Origin of the sequence: Klebsiella michiganensis (assembly GCF_002925905.1) — a bacterium.
GTDB lineage: Bacteria > Pseudomonadota > Gammaproteobacteria > Enterobacterales > Enterobacteriaceae > Klebsiella > Klebsiella michiganensis.
Genome location: NZ_PRDB01000001.1, coordinates 225,536 through 250,494 on the forward strand (window position 1 = coordinate 225,536; position 24,959 = coordinate 250,494).

General features: G+C 53.6%; 24 protein-coding genes. 12 read left to right on the forward strand and 12 right to left on the reverse strand.

The window, feature by feature from the left end; genetic code table 11:
* Positions 1 to 2 precede the first annotated feature (2 nt).
* A complete protein-coding gene (dnaA, locus tag CDA56_RS01115; protein ID WP_004871826.1) occupies positions 3 to 1,403 on the reverse strand; it encodes a chromosomal replication initiator protein DnaA in 1,401 nt (466 codons plus the stop codon).
* A gap of 322 nt (positions 1,404 to 1,725) precedes the next feature.
* Between dnaA and CDA56_RS31635 the strand changes: the two genes are divergently transcribed.
* The 6 genes from CDA56_RS31635 to mnmE all read left to right on the forward strand — a co-directional run bounded on the left by CDA56_RS31635 (position 1,726) and on the right by mnmE (position 5,969).
* A complete protein-coding gene (locus CDA56_RS31635; protein WP_418271147.1) occupies positions 1,726 to 1,806 on the forward strand; it encodes a hypothetical protein in 81 nt (26 codons plus the stop codon).
* A gap of 218 nt (positions 1,807 to 2,024) precedes the next feature.
* A complete protein-coding gene (rpmH, locus tag CDA56_RS01125; RefSeq protein WP_004871828.1) occupies positions 2,025 to 2,165 on the forward strand; it encodes a 50S ribosomal protein L34 in 141 nt (46 codons plus the stop codon).
* Positions 2,166 to 2,180: 15 nt separating this feature from the next.
* On the forward strand, positions 2,181 to 2,540 hold the full coding sequence (rnpA, locus tag CDA56_RS01130) for a ribonuclease P protein component (RefSeq protein WP_004871829.1): 360 nt from the start codon (positions 2,181 to 2,183) through the stop codon (positions 2,538 to 2,540).
* Complete coding sequence (gene yidD, locus CDA56_RS01135; RefSeq protein WP_004871831.1) at positions 2,504 to 2,761, forward strand: membrane protein insertion efficiency factor YidD; 258 nt, start codon at positions 2,504 to 2,506, stop codon at positions 2,759 to 2,761. Before rnpA ends, yidD begins: the two co-directional genes overlap by 37 nt.
* 2 nt (positions 2,762 to 2,763) lie before the next feature.
* On the forward strand, positions 2,764 to 4,410 hold the full coding sequence (gene yidC / locus CDA56_RS01140) for a membrane protein insertase YidC (protein WP_004855708.1): 1,647 nt from the start codon (positions 2,764 to 2,766) through the stop codon (positions 4,408 to 4,410).
* A gap of 194 nt (positions 4,411 to 4,604) precedes the next feature.
* Positions 4,605 to 5,969 (forward strand): tRNA uridine-5-carboxymethylaminomethyl(34) synthesis GTPase MnmE, encoded by a 1,365-nt coding sequence (mnmE, locus tag CDA56_RS01150; RefSeq protein ID WP_048262964.1) that lies wholly within the window; start codon positions 4,605 to 4,607, stop codon positions 5,967 to 5,969.
* Positions 5,970 to 6,267: 298 nt separating this feature from the next.
* Here the strand turns inward: mnmE and CDA56_RS01155 are convergent, their stop codons facing one another.
* From CDA56_RS01155 to CDA56_RS01175, 5 genes are all read right to left on the reverse strand, one after another.
* Complete coding sequence (locus tag CDA56_RS01155; RefSeq protein WP_165795138.1) at positions 6,268 to 6,768, reverse strand: fimbrial protein; 501 nt, start codon at positions 6,766 to 6,768, stop codon at positions 6,268 to 6,270.
* 11 nt (positions 6,769 to 6,779) lie between these two features.
* Positions 6,780 to 7,649 (reverse strand): fimbrial protein, encoded by an 870-nt coding sequence (locus CDA56_RS01160; protein WP_025107556.1) that lies wholly within the window; start codon positions 7,647 to 7,649, stop codon positions 6,780 to 6,782.
* A gap of 189 nt (positions 7,650 to 7,838) precedes the next feature.
* On the reverse strand, positions 7,839 to 10,439 hold the full coding sequence (locus CDA56_RS01165; RefSeq protein ID WP_064375114.1) for a fimbria/pilus outer membrane usher protein: 2,601 nt from the start codon (positions 10,437 to 10,439) through the stop codon (positions 7,839 to 7,841).
* A gap of 2 nt (positions 10,440 to 10,441) precedes the next feature.
* Positions 10,442 to 11,149, reverse strand: coding sequence for a fimbrial biogenesis chaperone (locus CDA56_RS01170; RefSeq protein WP_032751796.1), 708 nt, complete (start codon positions 11,147 to 11,149; stop codon positions 10,442 to 10,444).
* 76 nt (positions 11,150 to 11,225) lie between these two features.
* Entirely contained in the window at positions 11,226 to 11,768 is a 543-nt protein-coding gene (locus CDA56_RS01175; protein ID WP_025107553.1) for a fimbrial protein, read from the reverse strand.
* Positions 11,769 to 12,693: 925 nt separating this feature from the next.
* Between CDA56_RS01175 and CDA56_RS01180 the strand changes: the two genes are divergently transcribed.
* From CDA56_RS01180 to CDA56_RS01200, 5 genes are all read left to right on the forward strand, one after another.
* Positions 12,694 to 13,101: a GNAT family N-acetyltransferase gene (locus CDA56_RS01180; protein WP_014227336.1), complete on the forward strand. Its 408-nt coding sequence runs from the start codon at positions 12,694 to 12,696 to the stop codon at positions 13,099 to 13,101.
* 179 nt (positions 13,102 to 13,280) lie between these two features.
* Entirely contained in the window at positions 13,281 to 14,465 is a 1,185-nt protein-coding gene (locus tag CDA56_RS01185; RefSeq protein WP_102803548.1) for an MFS transporter, read from the forward strand.
* On the forward strand, positions 14,434 to 15,393 hold the full coding sequence (gene yidZ / locus CDA56_RS01190; protein WP_103815116.1) for an HTH-type transcriptional regulator YidZ: 960 nt from the start codon (positions 14,434 to 14,436) through the stop codon (positions 15,391 to 15,393). The genes CDA56_RS01185 and yidZ overlap by 32 nt, the downstream gene beginning before the upstream one ends.
* 146 nt (positions 15,394 to 15,539) lie before the next feature.
* A complete protein-coding gene (locus CDA56_RS01195) occupies positions 15,540 to 16,277 on the forward strand; it encodes a 4'-phosphopantetheinyl transferase family protein (RefSeq protein ID WP_014227339.1) in 738 nt (245 codons plus the stop codon).
* Positions 16,278 to 16,314: 37 nt separating this feature from the next.
* Positions 16,315 to 16,881 carry an NADPH-dependent FMN reductase gene (locus CDA56_RS01200; protein WP_004855733.1) on the forward strand — a complete coding sequence of 189 codons (567 nt, stop codon included), beginning with the start codon at positions 16,315 to 16,317 and terminating at the stop codon, positions 16,879 to 16,881.
* Positions 16,882 to 16,929: 48 nt separating this feature from the next.
* On the opposite strand, the gene adeP is transcribed toward CDA56_RS01200, so the two are convergent.
* Complete coding sequence (gene adeP, locus CDA56_RS01205) at positions 16,930 to 18,267, reverse strand: adenine permease AdeP (RefSeq protein WP_014839859.1); 1,338 nt, start codon at positions 18,265 to 18,267, stop codon at positions 16,930 to 16,932.
* 167 nt (positions 18,268 to 18,434) lie between these two features.
* Between adeP and yieH the strand changes: the two genes are divergently transcribed.
* Entirely contained in the window at positions 18,435 to 19,100 is a 666-nt protein-coding gene (gene yieH, locus CDA56_RS01215) for a 6-phosphogluconate phosphatase (RefSeq protein WP_032718760.1), read from the forward strand.
* Between the two features lie 55 nt (positions 19,101 to 19,155).
* On the opposite strand, the gene CDA56_RS01220 is transcribed toward yieH, so the two are convergent.
* The 5 genes from CDA56_RS01220 to pstB form a co-directional block, all read right to left on the reverse strand.
* Positions 19,156 to 19,878, reverse strand: coding sequence for a glucosamine-6-phosphate deaminase (locus CDA56_RS01220; RefSeq protein WP_025107547.1), 723 nt, complete (start codon positions 19,876 to 19,878; stop codon positions 19,156 to 19,158).
* A 54-nt stretch (positions 19,879 to 19,932) separates the two neighbouring features.
* Entirely contained in the window at positions 19,933 to 21,099 is a 1,167-nt protein-coding gene (locus CDA56_RS01225) for an alpha/beta hydrolase-fold protein (protein WP_102803551.1), read from the reverse strand.
* 41 nt (positions 21,100 to 21,140) lie between these two features.
* Complete coding sequence (locus CDA56_RS01230) at positions 21,141 to 22,787, reverse strand: carbohydrate porin (RefSeq protein WP_102803552.1); 1,647 nt, start codon at positions 22,785 to 22,787, stop codon at positions 21,141 to 21,143.
* Between the two features lie 581 nt (positions 22,788 to 23,368).
* Positions 23,369 to 24,094, reverse strand: coding sequence for a phosphate signaling complex protein PhoU (phoU, locus tag CDA56_RS01235; protein ID WP_004107251.1), 726 nt, complete (start codon positions 24,092 to 24,094; stop codon positions 23,369 to 23,371).
* Positions 24,095 to 24,143: 49 nt separating this feature from the next.
* Entirely contained in the window at positions 24,144 to 24,917 is a 774-nt protein-coding gene (gene pstB, locus CDA56_RS01240) for a phosphate ABC transporter ATP-binding protein PstB (protein ID WP_004855746.1), read from the reverse strand.
* Positions 24,918 to 24,959: the final 42 nt, after the last annotated feature.

Sequence of the window (24,959 nt, forward strand, 5' to 3'; positions counted from 1 at the left end):
CGTCACGAGGATAATGTTCTGATTAAATTGGAAAAATCTTCTTTGATATCGTGGCTTTCTTCACGCAGTTGCTCAATCTTACGGCAAGCGTGCAGGACGGTGGTATGGTCGCGGCCGCCAAACGCATCGCCGATTTCCGGCAGACTGTGGTTGGTCAGCTCTTTTGCCAGCGCCATCGCCATCTGGCGGGGGCGCGCCACCGAACGGGAGCGGCGTTTAGACAGCAGGTCCGCTACCTTAATTTTGTAATACTCCGCCACCGTCTTTTGAATATTGTCGATGGTGACCAGTTTTTCCTGTAAAGCCAACAGATCGCGCAGCGCTTCGCGTACGAAATCGATGGTGATCGCCCGGCCGGTAAAGTTGGCGTTGGCGATAACGCGGTTCAGCGCCCCTTCCAGCTCACGTACGTTAGAGCGCAGGCGCTTGGCAATGAAGAACGCCACTTCGCCCGGCAGGCGGATGTCGTTTTCATCGGCTTTTTTCATCAGGATCGCCACGCGGGTTTCCAGCTCAGGCGGCTCGATCGCAACCGTCAGCCCCCAGCCGAAGCGTGATTTCAGACGATCTTCAACCCCGTTGATCTCCTTCGGATAGCGATCCGACGTCAGGATGATCTGCTGATTGCCTTCCAGCAGGGCGTTAAAGGTGTGGAAAAACTCTTCCTGCGAGCGCTCTTTATTAGCAAAAAACTGAATGTCATCGATCAGCAGTGCGTCAACGGAGCGGTAATAGCGCTTAAATTCTTCAATGGCGTTGTTTTGCAGGGCTTTTACCATGTCCTGTACAAAACGCTCGGAGTGCATGTAAACCACTTTCGCATTGGGTTTACGCGCCACAATTCCGTTACCCACCGCATGTAAAAGGTGCGTTTTACCAAGGCCGGTGCCGCCATAAAGAAACAGCGGGTTGTACGCGCCGCCGGGGTTATCCGCAACCTGACGCGCCGCCGCGCGAGCCAGCTGGTTGGATTTACCTTCGACGAAGTTATCAAACGTATGTTTGACGTTGACGTTAGAGCGGTAGGTCGGTTCTGCCGGCGCCGGAACGTTATCCCAGCCCGGACGCACGATAGTGGGCGCAACGCGCGCCGTCTGGATCTGCTGCGCAGGCGCTGCGGCCGCAACGCTTACCGTACCTCTCTGCATCTGAACGGCAGGCTTAGCGCCCACCTCAAACCGCAGCTGTGGGGCATCCGCACCGCAAAAATCATTGAGGAGTCCATTGATATTATTGAGGTATTTATCCCTTACCCAATCGAGCACAAAACGGTTTGGCGCATACAGTGCCAGCGTGTTATCGCTCAATTCCGCCTGCAAAGGGCGTATCCACATGCTGAATTCTGTGGCTGGTAACTCATCCTGCAATCGGGCAAGACACTGCTGCCAAAGCGAAAGTGACACGGCGGACTCCACTCGAACAAAAATCGATATATAAAGAGAAACTGAAACAATCGTGATTGTTGGCACACGTCGACAAGACCCTGCATAGCCGAAAAGCCCCTGCACAAAAGGGGTGACGTGCGAACCGCTATCTGCGGTTATTACCCGATGCGGATCTCTGGATCCCGATCGGGACCGGGGATCATAGCCTAAACTGAGAAAGAGATCTTGTGTTTCTCAACAGATTCTTCCCGATTTATCCACAGGAAGGATCGAAGCTGGGTAAGTGTAATCGATCCTGGCTGGAGTGGAGCACGATTTCAGCCGCATATTGGAAAAATTAATGAACTATCCTGGTTTTGGGCTTAATCGATCTAACAAAGATCCTTTGCGATCCTTGCGCTTTATCCACCAGGTCGTATAATCCACCACCCGGCGCGTAATGCCCGTTTTCCGCAGCGTGCCATCGCCTGTTTTTTGTGCGGCAAGGTGCGAGAAATAAGGAAAGAGAATTGACTCCGGAGTGTACAATTATTACAATCCGGCCTCTTTAATCACCCACGCTGAGGCGTAGGCCGTTCGAAATTCGTTCGGATTTACGCGAAAGTCAGTGAAATTATTCAAGTTTAGGTAGAAATCGCCATGAAACGCACTTTTCAACCGTCTGTACTGAAGCGCAACCGTTCTCACGGCTTCCGTGCTCGTATGGCTACTAAAAATGGTCGTCAGGTTCTGGCACGTCGTCGTGCTAAAAGCCGCGCTCGTCTGACCGTTTCCAAGTAATAAAGCTAACCCTGAGTGGTTAAGCTCGCATTTCCCAGGGAGTTACGCTTGTTAACTCCCAGTCATTTCACTTTCGTCTTCCAGCAGCCATTACGGGCTGGCACGCCGCAAATCACCATCCTCGGCCGCCAAAATTCGCTGGGGCATCCCCGCATCGGTCTTACCGTCGCCAAGAAAAACGTCAAGCGCGCGCATGAACGCAATCGGATTAAACGTCTGACGCGTGAAAGCTTCCGTTTACGTCAACATGAACTCCCGCCAATGGATTTCGTGGTGGTGGCGAAGAAAGGGGTTGCCGACCTCGATAACCGTGCTCTCTCGGAAGCGTTGGAAAAATTATGGCGCCGCCACTGTCGCCTGGCTCGCGGGTCCTGATAGGCCTGATTCGGGTCTATCAGCGCCTGATTAGTCCGCTACTCGGGCCGCACTGTCGTTTCACGCCGACCTGTTCTCAATACGGAATTGAGGCATTGCGCAGGTTTGGATTGATAAAAGGCAGTTGGTTGACGGTGAAACGCGTATTAAAATGCCACCCTTTACACCCTGGTGGTGACGATCCCGTCCCGCCTGGACCATTTGATACCAGAGAACACTAACGATGGATTCGCAACGCAATCTTCTTATCATCGCTTTGTTGTTCGTGTCTTTCATGATCTGGCAAGCCTGGGAGCAGGATAACAATCCTCAACCCCAGCAGCAGACCACGCAGACAACGACCACAGCAACGGGTAGCGCCGCCGACCAGGGCGTACCGGCCAGTGGCCAGGGGAAACTGATTACGGTAAAAACCGATGTGCTTGACCTGACCATCAACACCCGCGGTGGTGATGTTGAGCAAGCGCTGCTTCTGGATTATCCGAAAGAGCTGAAGTCAACTGAGCCGTTCCAGCTTCTGGAAACCACGCCGCAGTTTACCTATCAGGCGCAGAGCGGCCTGACCGGTCGTGATGGCCCGGACAACCCGGCTAACGGACCGCGTCCGTTGTATAACGTCGATAAAGATGCGTTTGTGATGGCTGATGGCCAGAACGAAATCGTCATTCCTCTGACGTACACCGATAAAGCAGGCAACGTATTCACTAAAACTTTCACCCTGAAGCGCGGTGAATATGCGGTGAACGTCGGCTATAGCGTGCAGAACGCCAGCGAAAAACCGCTGGAACTGTCGACCTTTGGCCAGCTGAAGCAAACCGCCAACCTGCCGACGCATCGCGACACGCAGACCGGCGGTCTGACGACGATGCACACCTTCCGTGGCGCGGCGTACTCAACGTCTGAAACAAAGTACGAAAAATATAAATTCGATACTATCGTCGATAACGAAAACCTGAACGTCAGCACCAAAAACGGCTGGGTTGCCATGCTGCAGCAGTACTTTACTACCGCATGGGTTCCGCAGAACACCGGTACTAACAACTTCTACACCGCGAATCTCGGCAACGGTATTGTGGCAATCGGCTACAAATCTCAGCCGGTTCTGGTGCAGCCGGGTCAAACCGATAAGCTGGAAAGCACCCTGTGGGTCGGCCCGGCCATTCAGGACAAAATGGCCGCCGTTGCGCCGCATCTTGACCTGACCGTCGACTACGGCTGGCTGTGGTTTATCTCTCAGCCGCTGTTCAAACTGCTGAAATGGATCCATAGCTTCCTGGGCAACTGGGGCTTCTCCATCATCGTCATCACCTTTATCGTTCGTGGCATCATGTACCCGCTGACTAAAGCGCAGTACACCTCCATGGCGAAGATGCGTATGCTGCAGCCGAAGATTCAGGCAATGCGCGAGCGTCTGGGCGACGACAAGCAGCGTCAAAGCCAGGAAATGATGGCCCTGTATAAAGCTGAGAAGGTTAACCCGCTGGGTGGCTGCTTCCCGCTGATTATCCAGATGCCAATCTTCCTTGCGCTGTACTACATGCTGAGCGCCTCGGTTGAACTGCGTCATGCGCCGTTTATCCTGTGGATCCACGACCTGTCTGCGCAAGACCCGTACTACATCCTGCCGATCATCATGGGCGCGACGATGTTCTTCATCCAGAAGATGTCTCCGACCACCGTGACCGACCCGATGCAGCAGAAGATCATGACCTTTATGCCGGTCATCTTTACGGTGTTCTTCCTGTGGTTCCCGTCAGGTCTGGTGGTTTACTATATCGTCAGCAACCTGGTCACCATTATTCAGCAGCAGCTGATTTACCGTGGTCTGGAGAAGCGTGGCCTGCATAGCCGCGAGAAGAAAAAATCCTGATTCTCTTCATTCTTCAAGCCGCAGATGCGTTGGCTTCGTTAGTTCGCCCCGGTCACTTACTTCAGTAAGCTCCAGGGGCCTCTCTAACTTGCCGCCTTCCTGCAACTTGAACTATTTCGAGAATCTACGGTAAAGTTAATGCCAGAGAAGGCGGTCAATAGACCGCCTTTTTTACATCTACATAGAGAGTCACCATGAGCCATAACGACACTATCGTCGCCCAGGCAACCCCACCGGGACGCGGTGGTGTGGGCATTCTGCGCATCTCTGGCCTGAAGGCGCGCGACGTTGCGCAGGCGGTGCTGAGCAAGCTGCCGAAGCCGCGCTATGCCGACTACCTGCCGTTTAAAGACAGCGACGGCAGCGCGCTGGATCAGGGGATTGCGCTGTGGTTCCCCGGCCCGAACTCCTTTACCGGCGAAGACGTGCTGGAGCTTCAGGGCCACGGCGGCCCCGTTATCCTCGACCTGCTTCTGAAACGCATTCTGACGCTGCCGGGCGTGCGCATCGCCAGGCCCGGCGAGTTCTCCGAGCGCGCGTTTTTAAACGACAAGCTCGACCTGGCACAGGCAGAAGCCATTGCCGACCTGATCGACGCCAGCTCCGAGCAGGCGGCGCGTTCTGCGCTGAATTCGCTGCAGGGCGCATTCTCCACTCGCGTAAACCATCTTGTGGAAGCGCTGACGCACCTGCGCATCTACGTGGAAGCGGCCATTGATTTCCCGGACGAGGAGATCGACTTCCTCTCCGATGGCAAAATCGAAGCCCAGCTAAACGACGTTATCGCCGATCTTGACGCCGTGCGCGCCGAAGCGCGCCAGGGTAGCCTGCTGCGCGAAGGGATGAAGGTCGTCATTGCAGGGCGGCCGAACGCCGGGAAATCAAGCCTGCTGAACGCGCTGGCGGGCCGGGAGGCGGCTATCGTCACCGATATTGCCGGTACCACCCGCGACGTGCTGCGCGAGCATATCCATATCGACGGTATGCCGCTGCACATCATTGATACCGCCGGCCTGCGCGATGCGAACGATGAGGTCGAACGTATCGGCATCGAACGCGCCTGGCAGGAGATTGAACAAGCCGATCGCGTGCTGTTTATGGTCGATGGTACCACCACCGATGCGACCGATCCGGCAGATATCTGGCCAGATTTTATCGCCCGTCTGCCGAAAAACCTGCCGATTACCGTGGTGCGCAACAAGGCGGATATCACCGGCGAAACGCTGGGGCTGAGCGAAGTGAATGACCACTCACTTGTTCGCCTTTCGGCGCGTACCGGCGAGGGCGTAGACGTGCTGCGTAATCATCTCAAGCAGAGCATGGGCTTTGAAACCAATATGGAAGGCGGCTTTCTGGCGCGCCGCCGCCATTTGCAGGCGCTGTCCGACGCCGCAGAGCATCTTCAGCAGGGTAAAGCGCAGCTGCTGGGCGCCTGGGCTGGCGAGCTGCTGGCGGAAGAGCTGCGCCTGGCCCAGCAAAGCCTGAGCGAAATCACCGGCGAGTTTACCTCCGACGACCTGCTGGGACGCATTTTCTCAAGTTTCTGTATTGGTAAATAAGCTCAGTATGTGAGCATTGACTAACCCGCATTAACTGATTGTTAATGCGGGTTTTTATTGTTTGTACTGGCGCGTAGTCGTGCGGGACCATCCGCGATTTTGTATTCTGAATTAAAAACGCTGTGTCATTGTTCACTTTTTACGCTAAAAATCACATCAAATGTTTAGCGGCAAGCAAAAGAACTCACGAACTGCACCTGCATAAATCATATCGAGATTTCATTACTGACCGCCTGCGGTCTGATGAAAGCACAGCGCGATAACCTGACAGGGCAGAAAAATATCTACCCTGTCATTTTCATTCATATGAGAGGGTATAAGTCGCCGTCGCATTCACCGTTCCGGGAACCACATCGCCTGTTCTGTAGAGTCTGGCGCCAAGAGTAATCACTTCGCTGGTCTGTGAATTTTCGATAATTGTCCAGGAACTCCCGAGTGGGACAGGCCTGTTGTTATTGTTGGGCTCCAGTAATTGCGTACCGACTCCCTCCGCGGTACCGGTATTTACCATGACCGTGTTATTGTCACTTACGCTGGTGCCGTCAATCTGTATTATTACTTTCGTACCGCTGATACAACTTAGCGGGATATTGAGTCCAACCTGATTAGCCGTTGAACCCACAGAAGGTAAATCCGCCCGGTCAACCGTACCCAAAGAAAGCGTAAAATCTGTAGCGCCATCTACTGTGCAGGATTGAGCCGTCAAATTTCCCGTAATATGAATATTGCCCCCGTCAGCCTCAGCCAGTGACGCTATCGCTAGCAGTAACAAAGGGAGAAAAAATAAACGCAGAAACATATTCATTCTCCTTAATCATAATCAAGCGTGTAGGTGGCGCTGGCGTCAACGGAGCCCGGGGTTAAGTCGCCCGTGCGAATATAACGCGCGGCGAGCGGTATTTTTGCCGTCGTCCCTGAACTGGTAATCGGCGACCAGCGGTAATTCAGATTGACCGGGTGATTACCGCCGCCATGCAGATCCATCACCTGCACGGAAAGTCCTTTAGCGGTGCCATTATTCTTTAATATACTGGTATCACTGGTGCCAGGTTCCTGTGTGCCGCTAAGGGTAAAATAGACATTCGTTCCGGCAGTACAGCTCAGCGATATATCTTTTTCACTGCTCTCTCCCCAGGTGCTCCCGACCGAAGGCAGTTCGCTTTTTTGCACATCATCAAGCGTAAAACTCAGATCCGAGCCGCCGGAGAGGGTACAGCCGCTGGCCGACAACGTGCCAGTGAAATTAATATCGATATTTGCCGATCCCTGGTTGCCGTTCGCCTGACCGTAACCAACCTTTCCGGAGAGCGTACCGCCGCTTACCGAATCGGCGATTTTAATTAAATTAAGCTTTGGGGTAATCGACATATAAATCATCGCCCCCCAACCGATACTGTCATCGGTTAACAGCTTTATTGACGAGCCGCTGGTTATCCAGCCGTTGCCCGAGGCCCCTTTCGTATCCGACATGCTGGCGCCAAGCTGAACGCCAACGCCGGACAAATTGGTTTTAAAAGTCAGTCGGCCGTTATAGGTTCCCGCCGAAGCCAACGACGAATAGAGATAACCATAAAAGTATTTCTCTACCGTAAATGAGGATTCACATGACGCAAACTGAACCGAATCAAACGTTTTATCGCCGCCGGTAATCGATTGTCCAACGGCCAGATCCGGCGACACCGATATCGTTTTCAGATCAACGCTCGTTGAGGCAACACTCGAGTAACACTCTGAAGCCCAGACATTCAGCGATAGCGTGCAAGCGCATCCAGCCATTACCGCCTGGCGAAAAAACCGTGTGTTTGCCTCGCGCTGCCCTGTCAACGGCGGCCTGCATGTTGTTCTGTTTTTCATTTCACCACCTTTTCTCTACTGACATTGCGCATCAAGATTAATTACGCCAGTTTTTTCACCCTCTTGCGGCAGCTGATAATGGGCATGGCACTGCGCATTTTTTCCTTTGCCCCACTGTGCCAGGATGTCGCCCTGCTGCGGCATCCCGGTCAGATACACTGAACCGCCGTCGCTAACGATGCTGTTGACGCTGTCGTCCTCTGCCAGCGTGACGGTGGCGCCGAAAGGAACGTCCGTACTCGCGTGATGCAGATGCATCAACACCCTCGCGCCGATATGCGTTTTAAACCCCGCCAGTACAATCGCCCCTTCCGTCGGCACCACCTGCGCCGTGGAGCTATCGACTTCCGCATTGTCGGCCAGGGTGCTGGTATCAAGCCTTACCGTCGTGCGGCGATACGGCGTCAGATAAGGTACGATGGCATAACCGCGCCAGTCGGTGCTGACCCCGGTGCCGTTTTCCACGGTCACATCGCTGACCCCCGGCGAGCGCACCAGCGCCAGCGACTGGATATCCTCACTCAGCGACTGCGAAAAGGTGACGCCGTAAGGGTGCACCACCACTCCGCCCTGCACGCCATAGTTCACCTGCCTGCTGTCCGGATCGTAGTTGTAACCCATGTTCGCTTCGCCCGCGCGACCGGTATAATCGACGGATAGCGTGCCGTTATTGCCGGAATTTTCATGGTTGCTGTAGCCTTCCATCACGCTATAGCTAAGGTTCGAATCCTTCAAAGCCGTACCGTACAAGCTGACCTGCTGGGTGGTGTCTCCGTGGCGGTTAGTGTTGAGGCTGTATCCGGCATAGGCTTTCGGCAGCCATTTACTCAGCGGGATACTGATATTCAACGCGCCCTGATGGTCGTCCTCTGTTCCCGGCATGCTGCTGAAGGTGTAGTTCAGGCCCAACGTCATGCCATCCCAGCTGGTGTCGTAGCCGAGGGACAGGTTTCGCTCATATCCACCTTCGTCCCAGTAATCCTGCTGGTAGCCGCTCGCATAAAGCGATCCCCAGCCCTCTGGTAGCGACTGACTGAGTGACAGCTGCCAGCGGGAACGTTTGTTATGGCTTAAGTCAAATTCATCCTGGTCGTTCAGGTCGTCATCGTGAGAATCATCGACGATTAGATCCGCCGCATCCTGAAAGCTGTAGTAGCCCTTAGTGGAATAACGGTATGCCGCCAGCGTGATCGTTGAGCCGGTGCTGAGCATACTTTTTGAGTACTGGGCGCGTATGGACTGCCCCTCTTTGTGCTCGTCATTGCTCAAATCGGCCGAGGAATAGGCCCCGTCAAAGGAGATGGAGCCCAGTTCACCGAGGGTGAATCCCATCCCCAACAGCCCGTTCTGGTAGCTATCCGCCAGCTGCGTACCGCCGTATATCGTCATATCGTACGGTAGGCCGTAGATCAGCGTCATCTGGGCGAACTTCGGCTCCTGACCATCGCTGTTGCTGCGGTATTTACCTCCGGTGAAGTCATACTTAAGATGCCCTTCGCGCTGCATGATTGCCACGCTGGAGAACGGCTGGACGAAGCTGCGTTCGCTGCCGTCTGACTCTTTAATCGTTACCAGTAGGTCGCCGTTTGTGGAGTTTGGGTAGAGATCGTCGATCTTAAACGGCCCCGGCGGTACCTGCTTCTGGTAAATCACGCTATTATTCTGGCGAATGGTGACCGTCGCGTTGCTGGTTGCAATGCCATGTACCGTTGGCGCAAAGTTGCGCAGACTGTCAGGCAGCATGTCATCGTCTGAAGAAAGCTGGACGCCGCGGAACGTAAAACCGTCGTAAACATCGGAAGGAGTGGTCGCATCGCCCAGCGTTAACAGCCCCTGTACGGCCTGCACGTCGCGTTGTAAAAAGGTGTTGATGGAGCTCCAGTCGCTTTCGCTGCTCCCGCCGCTGCTAACGTCTTCGCCGCTTGTGGTGTCGTGATATTCCGGCGATTTGCTGTAGGTCCAGGTGCTGTAGTTTCGCAGCCGCCACGCGCCCAGGTTAATGCCGCTGTGCAGGTTCAGAAAATAGCTATCTTCCCTTCCAGAATCGTTCTCGTCGCGCCAGGTGTTTGAACCGTTAAAGTCATAGCCCAGCAGCAGCGCCGGCACTCCTTCATCCCACAGCGTCGGGCTGACGGAATCCTGCGCCGCGCTGTTGACGTCAGCCTGCGGTATGGTGAGATCCAGACGCATCTGGCTGTAATCGAGTCTGATCTGGCTATCCGGGACGGTTGCAGCCAGATCGTTGATACTGTTCTTGTTCCGCAGCGTATCGATATCACCAATCTTAATACCCCACTGCGCCAACAGCGCGGGGGTCACCACAGGCGTAAGCTGCCCATGTTTATCCTGCACAAAGTCCAGCGTTTGCGTGTCAACCTGCTCATGGTTCACATAAACGTCTACGTGGTAGCGACCCGGTAGCTGTGAACCGGGTTGGGAAAACTGGCTGAGATCAACGTTAAGTTTGGGTCCACTGGTCTCCAGCGCCGCCATATCGAACTCATCCTGAGCCAGCGCGCCCTGCGTTCCATACAGCGCTAAAATAATAATGCAGGCAAGCGGTTGTAATAAAAAAGCGCTGCTTTTGCCCGCTACGTCTATGGATGGTTGAGACATGATTACCCTTTCCCGTCCAGAACCAACGATCCTGCGCCATAATCATTGATATATTGCCAGGTGATTTTCCCGCCTGCCCCTGCCGGAATGGTGTAATCAGTCGAACCGTGCGGCGCGACCATGGTAAACGCCGTATCGACCACTTTGTCACCGACGTTCAGCTTAAAGAAGCTCAGATACCAGGGGGTTGGATTGGTGACGGTCAGCTTGTTGCCCGTCCTGTGAAAACCGATCGCCTCCATTGCCTCACTGGTGGGATCGGCAACGCCTTTGGGACGATAAAAAAGTTTGATTCGGTTTTTCAGCGAAAAGCGCAGCACGTTCTTGCCCTTATCCGCCGGATTGTTTGCCGGTATCGCCTTCACATCCAGCCAGTAAACGCTTTCCCGATCTGCCGGGAAATTCCCCCCTGTTCTGACAACGCGAATCGTATTTTCTGAACCAGCATCCAGTCGAAACAGCGGTGGCGTAACGGTAAAGGGCAGCGAACCGGTGGTACCGGGACGATCTCCTTTCGGGCCTTTGTCATCGACAAAACTTTGAATAAGGTAGGGAATCTGACCGTTAGCGCTGTTCATCACCTGAATGGACGCTTCCTTATCGCCGCCGTGATAAACCAGTCTCGTACCGCCGATAACGACCCCTGCGTGCGCAGATGTTACGGCGCACATCGCAGCCGCCAGCAGACCGTAAATAACTGACTTTCTCATGAACCGTTGCATCCTCTTTCCTAATCGTTTGAAAACAAGGGCCTCCGTGCCCTGGCGTTCTCCCTGATACGGAGGGTTACTGGTAGCTGATGGTGTAGTCAGCGTGAGAAACCAGCGTACCGGCAGTTGCGGTATCAGCCACAGCAACCATACGAGCGGTGAATGGAATATGTGCTTCGGTAGTGGTAGCGTCCGCCGTCAGGAAAGAGCTAACGTCGACAGCAGAAGACGGGCTGACTTTGGCTGCAGATGCGTCGTACAGCTGAACGCCAACATTAGTAGCCGCGCCGCTGTCGCTGGACTCATTTTTGAACGCCGTGTTCATAGAGCCATCGGCATTGCCAGTAAAAGTCACGCTTGCTGCGGTAACCGTATTCGGGCAAGCGGTGAGATCCAGCGTAAAGTTCGTTGCCGGACCGGTGTCGCCAGCTTTCGCCAGATCAACCGTGTTCACGGTACCCAGGTTCAGGGTTGGGTTTGTCTGATCGTTGATATCCACGGTGCAACTGTCGGCAGTAACGGTACCGACGAAGTTGATCGTTCCATCAACCGCATGAGCCACACCCATCCCTACGCTGAACAATGCTGCCACAGCAGTCATTACAAATTGCTTTTTCATTATTTAATCCTTAATAAAAATATAATCATTACTCATTCATTCTTTTAAAATAGAACCATACAACGGTTCATTCAGGGAAGAATGACCCCTAAACACATTATTTAAGATGACAAACAGCGGAGTAAAATATTGAAAAAGAAAGCCCATGGCGCATTTCAATCAGCACCCTAATGCTTACACGCCAACTTCCTTATGTAATATTAATCTGCAAAAGATTATGAAATAGAACCCCCAACCATCTCAACAGAATATTTCATCCATTATTGGACTTCGCTCAACACCCCGAAAAAAACATCAAAACCACTAAAACATTTATTAAAAAACAACAAGATACATAAAATCACTCAACTATCATTTTAACCCCCCCCTGGTTATCCCAGTTCTAATATGTTCAGGTACTTGCTCGCTTTCTCTTAACGCACTACAAAATAACGCTTCACAACATTGCCTTTTTATACAGCCGAGCGTCGAGATTCCAGCATCGATCATGGCTGCTCTTTAAATAAAAAGTTGAATGCAGGCGGCTCTCAACCATCGCCTATTTATGGGGTCAGGATAAATGCAAAAAAAATATTATACGAGCCTCCAAAGCAGGGGTTCATAACACTCGGGGAGTCACTACTCGTATGCCATATGACGGTAGGTACTTGTGTCTTGAACAGCGCTTGCGCTGTTCCCGTAGGGGCGAGGTCTTAGGCCGAGTAACAAAGCCAACGCACATGCAACTTGAAGTATGATGGGCATAAACAGATAGTTGCGGAAAAAACACACCCTATCAGCAGGACATCAGGAATGAGATTAAATAAAGCGTACTCACTCGCCTTAACGTCCTGTTAAAGCGGGTTAATTATTTTCCTTTAGCGTCTTCACGGCGTATCGCTTTGTCTATTACCCTTATCGGTACTCCCACTTACCGGATACGACAATGATGGCTGATTACACGTTTATTGATACCGTCCCTTCGGCGGAAGATTTTTGTCGCCTGCGCGTCATATCAGGTATGTCGCCGCGCCCGCTGGAAGGCGCCCGCGCGGGTCTGCCGCGTAGCTGCTACGGCGTGCATATCCTCTATGCGGGCGTGCCCGTTGGTATGGGACGCATCGTCGGCGACGGCGCGCTGAACTTTGAAATCGTCGACGTCGCCGTGGACCCGGCCCATCAGGGAAAAGGTCTCGGTCGCCAGATCATGCAGAAAATCGTCTCCTGGCTGGATGAAAACGCGGTTAAAGGGGCATACGTCTCGTTGGTGGCGGATGTTCCCGAACTGTACGCCAAATTTGGGTTTTCCAGCGTCAGGCCAGAAAGTGAAGGTATGGCCAAGATCTGGAAATAATGCGGGACGCGATCGCTTGATTGGAAATATCAAAAAGCGATATAAAAACAAATAATTAAATTATCGCTGCACATCTTTCAACCGTTTTTCCTCCCAGGAAATCGTTGTTGTCCAAATGGCAACTCGTACTCCCGCACGAACCCCACTATTCTGTACCGCATTCTAATGCGAGGGGTTCTATGGCACGCTTTCTTATCTGCAGTTTTGCGCTGGTTCTGCTTTATCCATCCGGCATCGATATGTATCTGGTCGGTCTGCCGCGCATTGCGCAGGATCTGGGGGCCAGTGAAGCGCAGCTGCATATCGCCTTTTCAGTTTATCTGGCAGGAATGGCCGCGGCGATGCTGTTTGCGGGTCGTATCGCCGATAAATCAGGGCGCAAGCCGGTGGCGATTTTCGGTGCCGTTGTCTTCATACTGGCCTCCCTTCTCTGCTCGCAGGCGCAGGTCAGCGCCCACTTCCTGGCTGGGCGTTTTATTCAGGGGATCGGCGCGGGCAGCTGCTACGTCGTCGCCTTTGCGGTGCTGCGCGATACCCTCGACGATCGCCGCCGGGCGAAGGTGCTTTCCCTCCTTAACGGTATCACCTGCATTATTCCGGTACTGGCGCCGGTACTCGGCCACCTGATTATGCTGAAATACCCGTGGCAGAGCCTGTTCTATACCATGGCCGGCATGGGCGTTCTGGTGGGACTGCTCTCGGTCTTTATCTTGCGGGAAACGCGTCCCACAGCCGCGCCACATGCGGCGTTGCAGCAAAATAATGTCCCCGAGTCGCTGCTTAACCGCTTTTTTCTCAGCCGAATTATCATAACCACCCTGAGCGTGACGGCTATCCTGACTTACGTTAACGTCTCCCCGGTGATCATGATGGAAGTGATGGGCTTCGATCGCGGCACCTATTCCATGGCGATGGCGCTAATGGCGCTTGTTAGCATGGTGGTGTCGTTCTCAACGCCGTTCGCTTTGACGCTATTTAAGCCCCGCACCCTGATGCTGACCTCGCAGGTGCTGTTCTTTATCGCCGGCGTGATGCTGAGCCTCTCCACCAGCCAGACGATGACGATGCTGGGTCTGGGGCTGATTTGCGCCGGGTTCTCCGCCGGCTTTGGCGTAGCAATGAGTCAGGCCCTTGGGCCATTCACCCTGCGCGCCGGCGTGGCGAGTTCTGTTTTGGGAATTGCTCAGGTCTGCGGCTCTTCACTGTGGATTTGGCTGGCGGCTATCATCGGACTCAGCGCGATGAATATGCTGATCGGGATACTTATTGCCTGTAGCATAGTGAGCATTGTTCTGATTATGGTCACCTCTCCGGCGCGGGCCGCGCAACGCTATGAAGAAACCCCTGTCGAGTCTCGATCTTAACCTGCTGCTGTGCCTGCAGCTCTTAACCCAGGAGCTCAGCGTCACCCGCACGGCGAAACGGATGAACGTTTCGCCGTCGGCAGTGAGTAAATCGCTGGCCAAGCTGCGCGCCTGGTTTGACGATCCGCTGTTTGTCAAAACGCCTCTGGGACTGTCACCCACGCCGCTGATGAGCAGTATGGAGCAGGATCTGGCGGACTGGATGCAGATGGGTAATCAGATCCTCGATAAGCCTCATCACACCATGCCGAGCGGGTTAAAGTTTGAGCTGGCGGCAGAGTCGCCGCTGCTGATGATCCTGCTGAATACGCTTTCACAGCGGATCTACCAGCGCTATCCGCAGGCGCTGATCCGCCTGCGTAACTGGGATTATGATTCGCTGGATGCGATTATTCGCGGTGAAGTCGACATCGGTTTTTGCGGCCGGGAAACCCATCCTCGCTCCCGTGAACAGCTCAGCCTGCTGCCCTGGTATATCGATTTTGAAATCCTGTTTACCGATCTCCCGCAGGTATGGCTGCGCGCCGATCATCCCGCGCTGAACGAGGAGTGGAATCTGGAAACTTTCCTGCGTTATCCGCATATCAATATCTGTTGGGAACAAAGCGATACCTGGGCGCTGGATGATGTTCTGCACGATCTGGGGCATAAACGCACCGTAGCGTTGACCGTTCCGGGTTTTGAGCAGTCGCTGTTTATGGCGGCCCAGCCTCATAATACGATGTTGGCCACCGCCCCGCGCTATTGCCAGCGTTACAATCAACAGCACCATCTGCCGCTGGTTTCACTCCCGTTGCCTCTGGAGCCGTCCCTGCTGGAGAAAATACGCGTCCCCTTCACCCTCCTGTGGCATAAGCGCAACAGCTACAATCCGAAGATCGTCTGGCTGCGAGAAACGCTCAGGCAGCTCTATACTGAACCGCTCTAGCGTTGGATTAGCCCGTCTTGCGCAATAAATTGTAAAATTTATGCATTTTATTGCGCAAGGGGTGATTTCCGCATTAAAACCTGGCAATTCTGAGCGATAATATAATTCGCAATTTCTATCATTGACCATTAATCACGGAGCGACGAATGGCAACGCATTTTGCAAGAGGGATACTCAACACCCGGGAACCGCTATCAACACGCCTGTCAGCGGCCTGTCATCAATCCGCCAGCCGCCTGCCTGAGTACCGACAAAGCCGCTATCGCGCATCACGGTCACTCCTCGCAGAACTCCTCTTTATGCTGTACGGCATCAGCGAACTTCCTGAAATTATTGACGAAGAGAATGGAAAACCCGCTTTCCGCGACGAAAATCTCCCGCGTTTTTCCATCTCCTATGCCGGGAATATTGTCGGCGTCGCGTTATCCACCGAAGGTGATTGCGGCCTGGATATGGAATTACCGCACGCCTCCCGCAGTTTACATGCCTCGCCCGACGCCGACCGCTACGTCTTTAACAGTAATGAGCGGGTATGGATTAGCAACCAGCACGATCCTGATGAAGCGCGCGCTCAGCTTGACGCACTCCGCAAAAGCGTCATGAAACTGACCGGTGAAAACGCCGTTAACCTCCAGCTTCTTCCGGGCTCCGGACGATTACGGACAAGCGGGACGCAGTCAATCGAAGCGGTGTGCGATGCCGAAACGGTGCTGGTCTGGTCCATCGCCGCCAGTCCGGATATCGGCCAGCTGAAAGTCTGGGAATATAATGGTAAAGAGGGCTGGCGCAGCCTGCCCGACGCGCAGGCTCGCGCCAAAGAGCCGTCCGCCCGGCTGATGCGTTTCACTCATTTACCGGTAGAAAAAGCCTTCTCCCTCAACTGACCGGATAACCCGGCCATCATGATGCAAAGGAGCAATCATGTCTGATACGTTGAAAGTTGTTACGTTACTCGGAAGTCTGCGCAAAGGCTCTTTTAATGCCATGGTCGCGCGTACCCTCCCCGGCATCGCGCCCGCAGGAATGGCGGTTTCCGCGTTACCGTCCATTGGCGATATTCCTCTCTATGATGCCGACGTCCAGCAGGAAGAGGGATTCCCACAAAGCGTTCAGGATATCGCTCAGCAAATTCGCGAGGCTGATGGCGTGGTTATCGTTACGCCGGAATACAACTACTCGGTGCCCGGCGGCCTGAAAAACGCCATCGACTGGCTGTCGCGCCTGCCGGAACAGCCGCTGGCCGGTAAGCCGGTACTGATTCAAACCAGTTCGATGGGGGCTATTGGCGGTGCGCGCTGTCAGTATCACCTGCGTCAGATTCTGGTATTCCTCGACGCCATGGTGATGAATAAGCCCGAATTTATGGGCGGCGTGATTCAGAACAAAGTGGATCCGCAGGAGGGGAAAGTCGTCGATCAGAGCACGCTCGACCATCTGAGCGGACAGCTTAGCGCTTTTGCCGAGTATATTCAGCGAGTTAAAGCCTGATAGACGCCGTCACACTCGCCAGAACGGCTGAGTGTGACGGCGCGGGTATTAATGCGCGTCGATAAACACAATCTTCAGCACAAACAGCAGCGAAACCACAATCACGCATGGGCTGAGATCGCGCAGTCGACCGGTACCGATCTTCATTACGCAGTAAGAGATAAAGCCTAAGGCAATACCTTCCGTAATGGAGAAGCTAAACGGCATCATCACGGCGGTAATAAACGCCGGCACTGATTCGGTTAAATCATCCCACTTCACGCGCGCCAGGCTGGAGGTCATCAGGACGCCAACGTAAATCAGAGCGCCGGCTGCGGCATAGGCCGGGACCATACCCGCCAGCGGCGACAGGAAGATCACCAGCAGGAACAAGAGACCAACGACCACGGCGGTTAAGCCGGTACGTCCGCCTACGGAAACGCCCGAGGAAGATTCAATATAGGCGGTTACGGAAGAGGTGCCGATAAAGGAGCCCGCAACGGACGAGACGCTATCGACAAACAGCGCCTGCTTCATCCGCGGGAACTTGCCCTGCGCATCGGCCAGACCAGCTTTATCGGTCACGCCGATCAGGGTACCGGAGGAGTCGAACAGGTTCACCAGCATAAACGAGAAGATCACGCCCGCCAGGCCGAGATTCAGCGAGCCTGCCAGGTCAACATGCCCAATGACCGTCGTGACGCTCGGCGGCATGGATACGATTCCGGTGTAGTGAACGTCGCCCAGCAGCCAGCCCAGCAGCGTGGTAACCACGATAGAAACCAGCACCGCGGCGTGGATGTTGCGGGAAGCCAGAATCGCAATAATAAAGAAGCCAAGAATGCCCAGCAGTACGCTGTGGGACGTCAGGTTGCCGATGCTCACCAGGGTTTCCGGGTTGGCGACGATCACGCCGGCGTTCTTCAGGCCCATCATACCGATGAACAGGCCAATACCGCTGGTGATACCGATACGCAGGCTAACCGGGATATTGGCGATCATCCAGTAGCGTACGCGGAAAATCGTCAACAGCAGCAGGCCAACCGCCCCCCAGAAAATCGCGCCCATCCCGACCTGCCACGGCAGGCCCATTGCCTGTACCACGACAAACGCAAAGAAGGCGTTCAGTCCCATCGCCGGCGCCAGGGCCACCGGAAGGTTAGCGAACAGGCCCATCATGATGCTGCCGAACGCGGCGATCAGACAGGTTGTGACGAACACGGCGCTGGTATCCATACCCGCCACGCCGAGGATCTGTGGGTTAACAAAAACGATGTACACCATTGTCAGAAAAGTGGTGAAACCTGCAATCGCTTCGGTGCGTGCCGTCGTGCCGTGTTCACGTAGTTTGAACACGCGCTCCAGCAGACCCGGGCCAGATGACTGGCTGGTTTGTTGTTGACTCATTATCGGTTTCCGAACAAAGGAGGGAAAATTCGTCGCTATCCTATACCAAAATGCGACAATAAGGGCGGTTGTGAGATACTTTTTTTCATCGATTTTGCTTATACGGCAACGATTGCGTCTCACTAATCAGCAAGACGAAAACGTTAACTTATTAAAATGGAAACGACATGACCCAACCAGAAGCAGTATTTTTCGACTGTGACGGCACGCTGGTCGACAGCGAGGTGATCTGCTCCCGCGCCTACGTTCACATGTTCAGGGAATTCGGCATTACGCTGGATTTAGACGAGATTTTTAAGCGCTTCAAAGGCGTCAAGCTGTACGAGATTATCGACACCATTAACGCGGAGTACGGCGTTAATCTGGATAAGGCGACCCTTGAGCCGGTGTACCGCGATGAAGTCGCGCGCCTGTTTGATACTGAACTGGAAGTCATTTCTGGCGCACAGGCGCTGCTGGACGCGGTCAGCGTGCCGATGTGCGTGGTCTCCAACGGCCCGGTGAGCAAAATGCAGCACTCTCTCGGTAAAACCGCAATGCTGCACCATTTCCCGGAGCGTCTGTACAGCGGCTACGATATCCAGCGCTGGAAGCCCGATCCGGCCCTGATGCTGCATGCCGCAAAAGCGATGAACGTTAACGTCGAGAACTGCATTCTTGTCGACGACTCCAGCGCAGGCGCGCAGTCGGGGATCGCCGCCGGCATGGAAGTGTTCTACTTCTGCGCCGATCCGCATAATAAGCCGATCGAACATCCGAAGGTGACGACGTTTACCCGCCTCGAAGAGCTACCTGAGTTATGGCAGGCGCGCGGCTGGAATATAACGCGATAAACCTGGTGCGTAGCGCTATCAGGGCGCGTCCCGCCTGCGCTACGCTGAAAGTGGATTACGGTTGACTCAACTCCGCAGCCGCCGCTTTATCAGCCACAATCACCAGGGAAGGATGTAATTTCAGCACCGAAGCCGGAACCCGCTCGCTGACTTCGCCTTCAATCACCTGCCTTAGCGCCTGCGCTTTTGCCGCGCCGCTGACGATCAGCAGCAGGTTTTTCGCCGCCATGACGCTTTTTGGCCCCATCGTGACGTAGCTATCCGGCACCGCAGAGAAGTCGCCGTCCATCTCGCCGTGAGCGACAAGATCCACCATATCGCCGACGATAGAGACTTCCACCGTCGCATCGTGGAAGCGCGTGGTATTCGGCAAATTACCGCAAAAATGGCCGTCAGCGCCGAGGCCCATCACTATCAGATCGAGGCCCCCTTCGTCCTGTAACCGCTGGTCGTGATGCCTGAAGTTTTCATGGCTGAGCGGGTGGATATTCTCTTCAGAGATTTGCGCGGGGGTGAAAAACAGGCTGCGCAGATTGGAAATGGTCACGCCTTCACGATCCTGTCCGCGGAACGGAATCTCGTCAAAGTTGTAATAATGGACCTGAGAATAGAACGATTTACCTTTAACCGCGGCCGTCAGATGTTCATACATTTTCTTCGGCGTACTGCCTGCCGTTACCGCCAGGTTCACCCTGCGCGGCGCGGTGATGTAGCCCAGAACGTGATGGCTGGCGACCAGGCTCATCTCGGCATAATCTTCCGTCACGATTAATTTCATATTGTCTCCCTCAAGGTATTGAAGATAAGGAGCCAGCGAACTGGCTCCTTCATGCTATTTGAACAACTTCTGTACAAATTCGGCGTAGGCGGGACGCCAGACGTCCATTTCATGGTTCAGGCCCGGATACTCATGGTAATCAAAGTTGATTTTCTGCTTCTCCAGCTCCGCTTTCAGCCCGGCGATATCCTTGCCGGTAACCACGTCTTTCTCGCCCACGACGACGGTAAAGTTACGCAGCTGCTTGTTGATCGCCTGTGGGTTGTGTAGCTGCGCCTCGACGCCGGCATCCGGTACCGTGGTTGTCGTTACGCCGCTGAACGTCGCCAGCCAGCCGAAGCTCTCCAGATGGTTCATTCCGGAGACCAGCGCCTGATAACCGCCCTGCGACAGCCCGGCAAGCGCCCGGCCGTCCGCGTCTTTACGCACGTTAAAGCGCGCATCAATCAGCGGAATAATATCGTTCATCAGCTCTTTATCAGCCGCTTTCGCATTCAGCGGATAGAAGGTTTTACGCCGCTCCTGCGGCGGGAAGTTTTCCGCAATCGCGTCAGGAATATCGGTTTCGGTATCCGGCACCACCACCAGCATGGGCTTGATTTTGCCTTCCGCCAGCAGGTTATCCATGATTTGCGGAATACGGCCCTGGTCGATGGCCGACAGTCCGCTGTCGCCAAAACCGTGATAGAAATAGAGCACCGGCAGCGGTTCGCCGGTACCGGTATAGCCTGGCGGCGTCCACACGTAGACGCGACGCTCAGCGTTCAGCGCCTTTGAATGATAGGTCAGGGTTCGTAGCTCGCCGTGGGCGACCGCGCGATCGTCAAGAATGCTGCCGGGTACCAGGATCAGGCTGGTATTCACCTGACGCTGTGGCTTCTGATAGCGGCTACCGGTATCGACGGAACGGAATCCGTCGACATCAAAATAGTATTCGTAGAGATTGGGTGCCAGCGCATCGCTTTTCCATGTCCAGACCCCCTGCTCATCTTTGCTCATATCATGCGAGACAAAGGTATCCGGCGTTGCCCCCGTTACCACGGACACCCGTTTTGCATCCGGGGCAAACAGGCGGAAGGTGATACTCTTATCGGCGTTAACCTGCGTAATATACTGGCTGACCGGGATCGCCGCGCTCGGCGTGACCGGAAACGGCGCGGCATGAGCGGTAAACGCCGCGCCCGCCAGCGCCAGAGCGAAGTAAATAGCATGTCGTTTCATCTTTATTCCTCTTTAGAATTTTGTCCTGACCGTTGCCAGCCTTACCACCAGATTTCAGCCTGAGCGCCAACGGCAAACTGATCGTTCTTACCATCTTCAAAAATGCTGCTGGTATTGCTGTTAGCCGCCTTATCCAGGTCGATATCCTTCGCTTTAATATAAGTCGCATAGAAACGAATTTCCGGGCGGGAGGTCAGCATACTGGTATTCACTTTAAAGGTATGGAACAGGGTAGTTTTGTAGCCGGATTCGTTATATTTCTTGCCGGTACTATCTTTGTTCTGCTGCTTGAAATAGCCCAATTCAACGCCGGTCTGATTATATTTATCCCAGATCCAGGCCGGGCGCACGACGGCGCGAAGAGACTCAAAATCGGAGTGCGCGCCGGTCTCGTAGCTGTAGACATCATTACCAAAGGAGTAAACGATGGCGTTCGCCATAATAATGTCATCACTCAAATAGGTTTCCCCCTGCGAGGTCAAGCGAACGGCGGTGCCGTTGGTATGATCGCCATAGTATCTGCCGTTGAATGTGGTATACGGACTGGATCCCGCATAGCGCGAGAAGCTGCTGGCGATGGAGTTATTTGCCAGCAGGAAGGAAAATTCGTTAAATCCGCCGTTATCAAATTTCTGCGTTAACGACGTCCCCGCCATCCAGGTATCTTTCCATTCATAATATCCATTATTACCTTCATTATATTTCTCGGATGAACTCTGATTTGCCGCGACATACCGGCCGCTGACCATCAATGACGCCTTATCCCAAAGCGGGATCTCTTTATAACGAATATCAATAGTATTGGTGTTAATTTGCTGGCTTTTGGTCAACGTACGGTTGTAGTCATCAACGTCCTCGCGCACCAGCGCAATATCAAACTTACCCGCGCCCACCTTCCAGTTTTCAAGGCCAACGCCGGCTGCGGCATCGGTTCTTTGCGTTTTCCAGTCCAGCATCTGGATTTCAATTTTCGGCGCACCGTGCTTACCCACCCAGAAATCCGCTTCCGGCGCGAATGGCAGGAAACCTTTGGTGTTGACGTACATATCAGAGAACTGCATATAGTTCTCGCCGCCAGCGTTATCGCCAAACCAGCCGGAGGAATACTGCTGCCCGACGTTGCCGTCAAGCATCACGATCGCATCAACCCGCTTATTGCCTTCCTGATAGACCCGCTGCTTAAGTTGTAAATCAAACCAGCCCGAATATTCATTACCAAAGCGACCCAGCGAGCCAATCGCCCAGGACTTAGGTGAACCATGGGATGCGGTCCCCCAGCCGGAACGGTAATAGCCGTTATAGCTGAAACCAATTTCATCCTTCACAAACTTGCTGAAATCCTTCATTGTCATCGAACTATAAATGGACTCGCCGTTAGCCGCGGGCTGTTCGTTTTTCACCAGAACCGCCGCCGGTTTTGCAGCGCCGCCGGCCGGTGCGGGTGCGCTGACAACCTGCGCGGACGCACTCTGCTCAGGTGCGCCAGGCTGCGTACTGGCAATCCAGAGTCGATTTCTGGCCTTCTCTTCATCTTGATATTTTTTTAGTTCGCTCTGCGTATCCTTAAGCGCCTTCTCCAGAAGCTCAAGACGCTGTTCAACGGTTAGCGATTCCGCCATAGCATGGGTTGTATAAGCGAGCGGCGCCATAATAAGTATGGCCGAGGTAATCAGATTTATTTTAAACATAAGTTCCCTTTATATAAAAACAGGTGCAACTGAATATCGCGATAAAATGTCAACTAACGCGAAGGCGTATTTTTATTTTTCTATCGAATAAAGCTCGTTACCGAAAAGGTGTTCCCCTTCAGGAAAAAATAACGTTATTAAAACCAGCACTATTATTTATTCGGTTAATACCATCCTGGTTTACCCACAAACAGCCTTACATCAAATCAAAAAAACCTGAAGCAATCCCCCTGCAGAAAACAGAGGAGGCTTGCTTCAGGTTTTGCCCGCGCTGCGGTAACAATCCCTTTCATCGGCTGATGGCGGATTATCTGGCAAAAAAAAACCTGACATCACCAGGTTAACGGTGATGTCAGGTTTTGCCTGCTTGCGCAGTAACAATCCAGAGTTTTATTCGAGCCTTGCCGCAACAAGTCACCCGATTAATGTACCGCATTGTTACGCTATTAAAATCAAACCACAATTTATGAAATTATTATTTGTGACGACAATCGCACCAATTTTGTTAATTAAAAACAGGAGTAACATTAATCATAACTAATTCTGATAAATCCTTTATCAGAATTAGTCTCTGTGATTTATTACTCTTTAGGATCTTTCCCTGCCAGCAGTTTATCCAGCTCGTCGCCGCCAACGTGACGGAAATCCTGACCTTTGACGAAGTAGAAAATATATTCGCAGATGTTCTGACAACGGTCGCCGATACGCTCAATCGAGCGGGCGCAGAACAGGGCGGTCAGGACGCTTGGAATGGTGCGCGAATCTTCCATCATATAGGTCATCAGCTGGCGCACGATGCCTTCATATTCCTGGTCGACTTTCTTATCTTCGCGATAAATACGCACCGCTTCATCAAGGTCCATACGCGCAAAGGCGTCCAGCACATCATGCAGCATCTGCACGGTGTGGCGCCCCAGCGATTCCAGGCTCACCAGCAGCGGCTGATGCTGCTGGGAGAATTTTTCCAGCGCGGTGCGGCAGATTTTATCCGCGACGTCGCCGATGCGTTCCAGCTCGGCGATGGTTTTAATAATCGCCATCACCAGACGCAGGTCGCTGGCGGTCGGCTGACGCTTGGCGATGATGCGCACGCAGGCCTCATCGATCGCCACTTCCATCATATTGACCTGCTTGTCGCCGTCAATAACGCGCTTTGCCAGTTCGCTGTCCTGGTTATGCATCGCGGTGATCGCATCAGAAAGCTGCTGCTCCACCAGCCCACCCATGGTCATGACCTGGGTGCGAATGTACTCCAGTTCAGCATTGAACTGGCCGGAAATATGTTTGTTAAGATTTAGGTTATCCATAGTATCTCCTGATTGCCCAATAGGTTAGAGCCTGGTAGCAGAAGGGCAATCAACCGTAGCGGCCAGTAATATAATCTTCAGTTTGCTTCTTAGCGGGCTTGGTAAACAGATCGTCCGTGTTGCTGAATTCAATCAGCTCGCCAAGATACATAAATGCCGTATGGTCGGAGCAACGCGCGGCCTGCTGCATGTTGTGGGTCACGATAACGACGGTGTAATCCTGTTTCAGTTCAGTGATCAGCTCTTCAATACGCCCGGTAGAGATCGGGTCCAGCGCCGAGCAGGGCTCATCCAGCAGCAGAACTTCCGGACGAATAGCGATACCGCGCGCGATGCACAGACGCTGCTGCTGGCCACCGGAGAGAGAATATCCGCTCTGATGCAGTTTATCTTTGGTTTCATTCCACAATGCGGCTTTGGTCAATGCCCACTGCACGCGCTCATCCATATCCGTGCGGGAAAGCTTCTCAAACAGGCGCACGCCAAAGGCGATGTTGTCATAAATCGACATCGGGAACGGCGTCGGCTTCTGGAACACCATCCCCACTTTGGCGCGCAGCAGGGCGATATCCTGGGTGTTGGTCAGAATATTATCGCCATCGAGCAGAATTTCGCCTTCCGCACGCTGCTCCGGGTACAGCTCAAACATTTTGTTGAACGTACGCAGCAGCGTGGATTTACCGCAGCCTGACGGCCCGATAAACGCCGTAACCTGGTTTTTGGTAATATCCAGGTTGATGTTTTTCAGGGCATGGAATTTTCCGTAGTAGAAATTCAGGTTACGAACTGAAAGTTTACCCGGGGTCGCATTCACCATACTCATCTCGTTCTTTTCCTCATTCGGCGCCGCGTTTCGCCGCGCCGC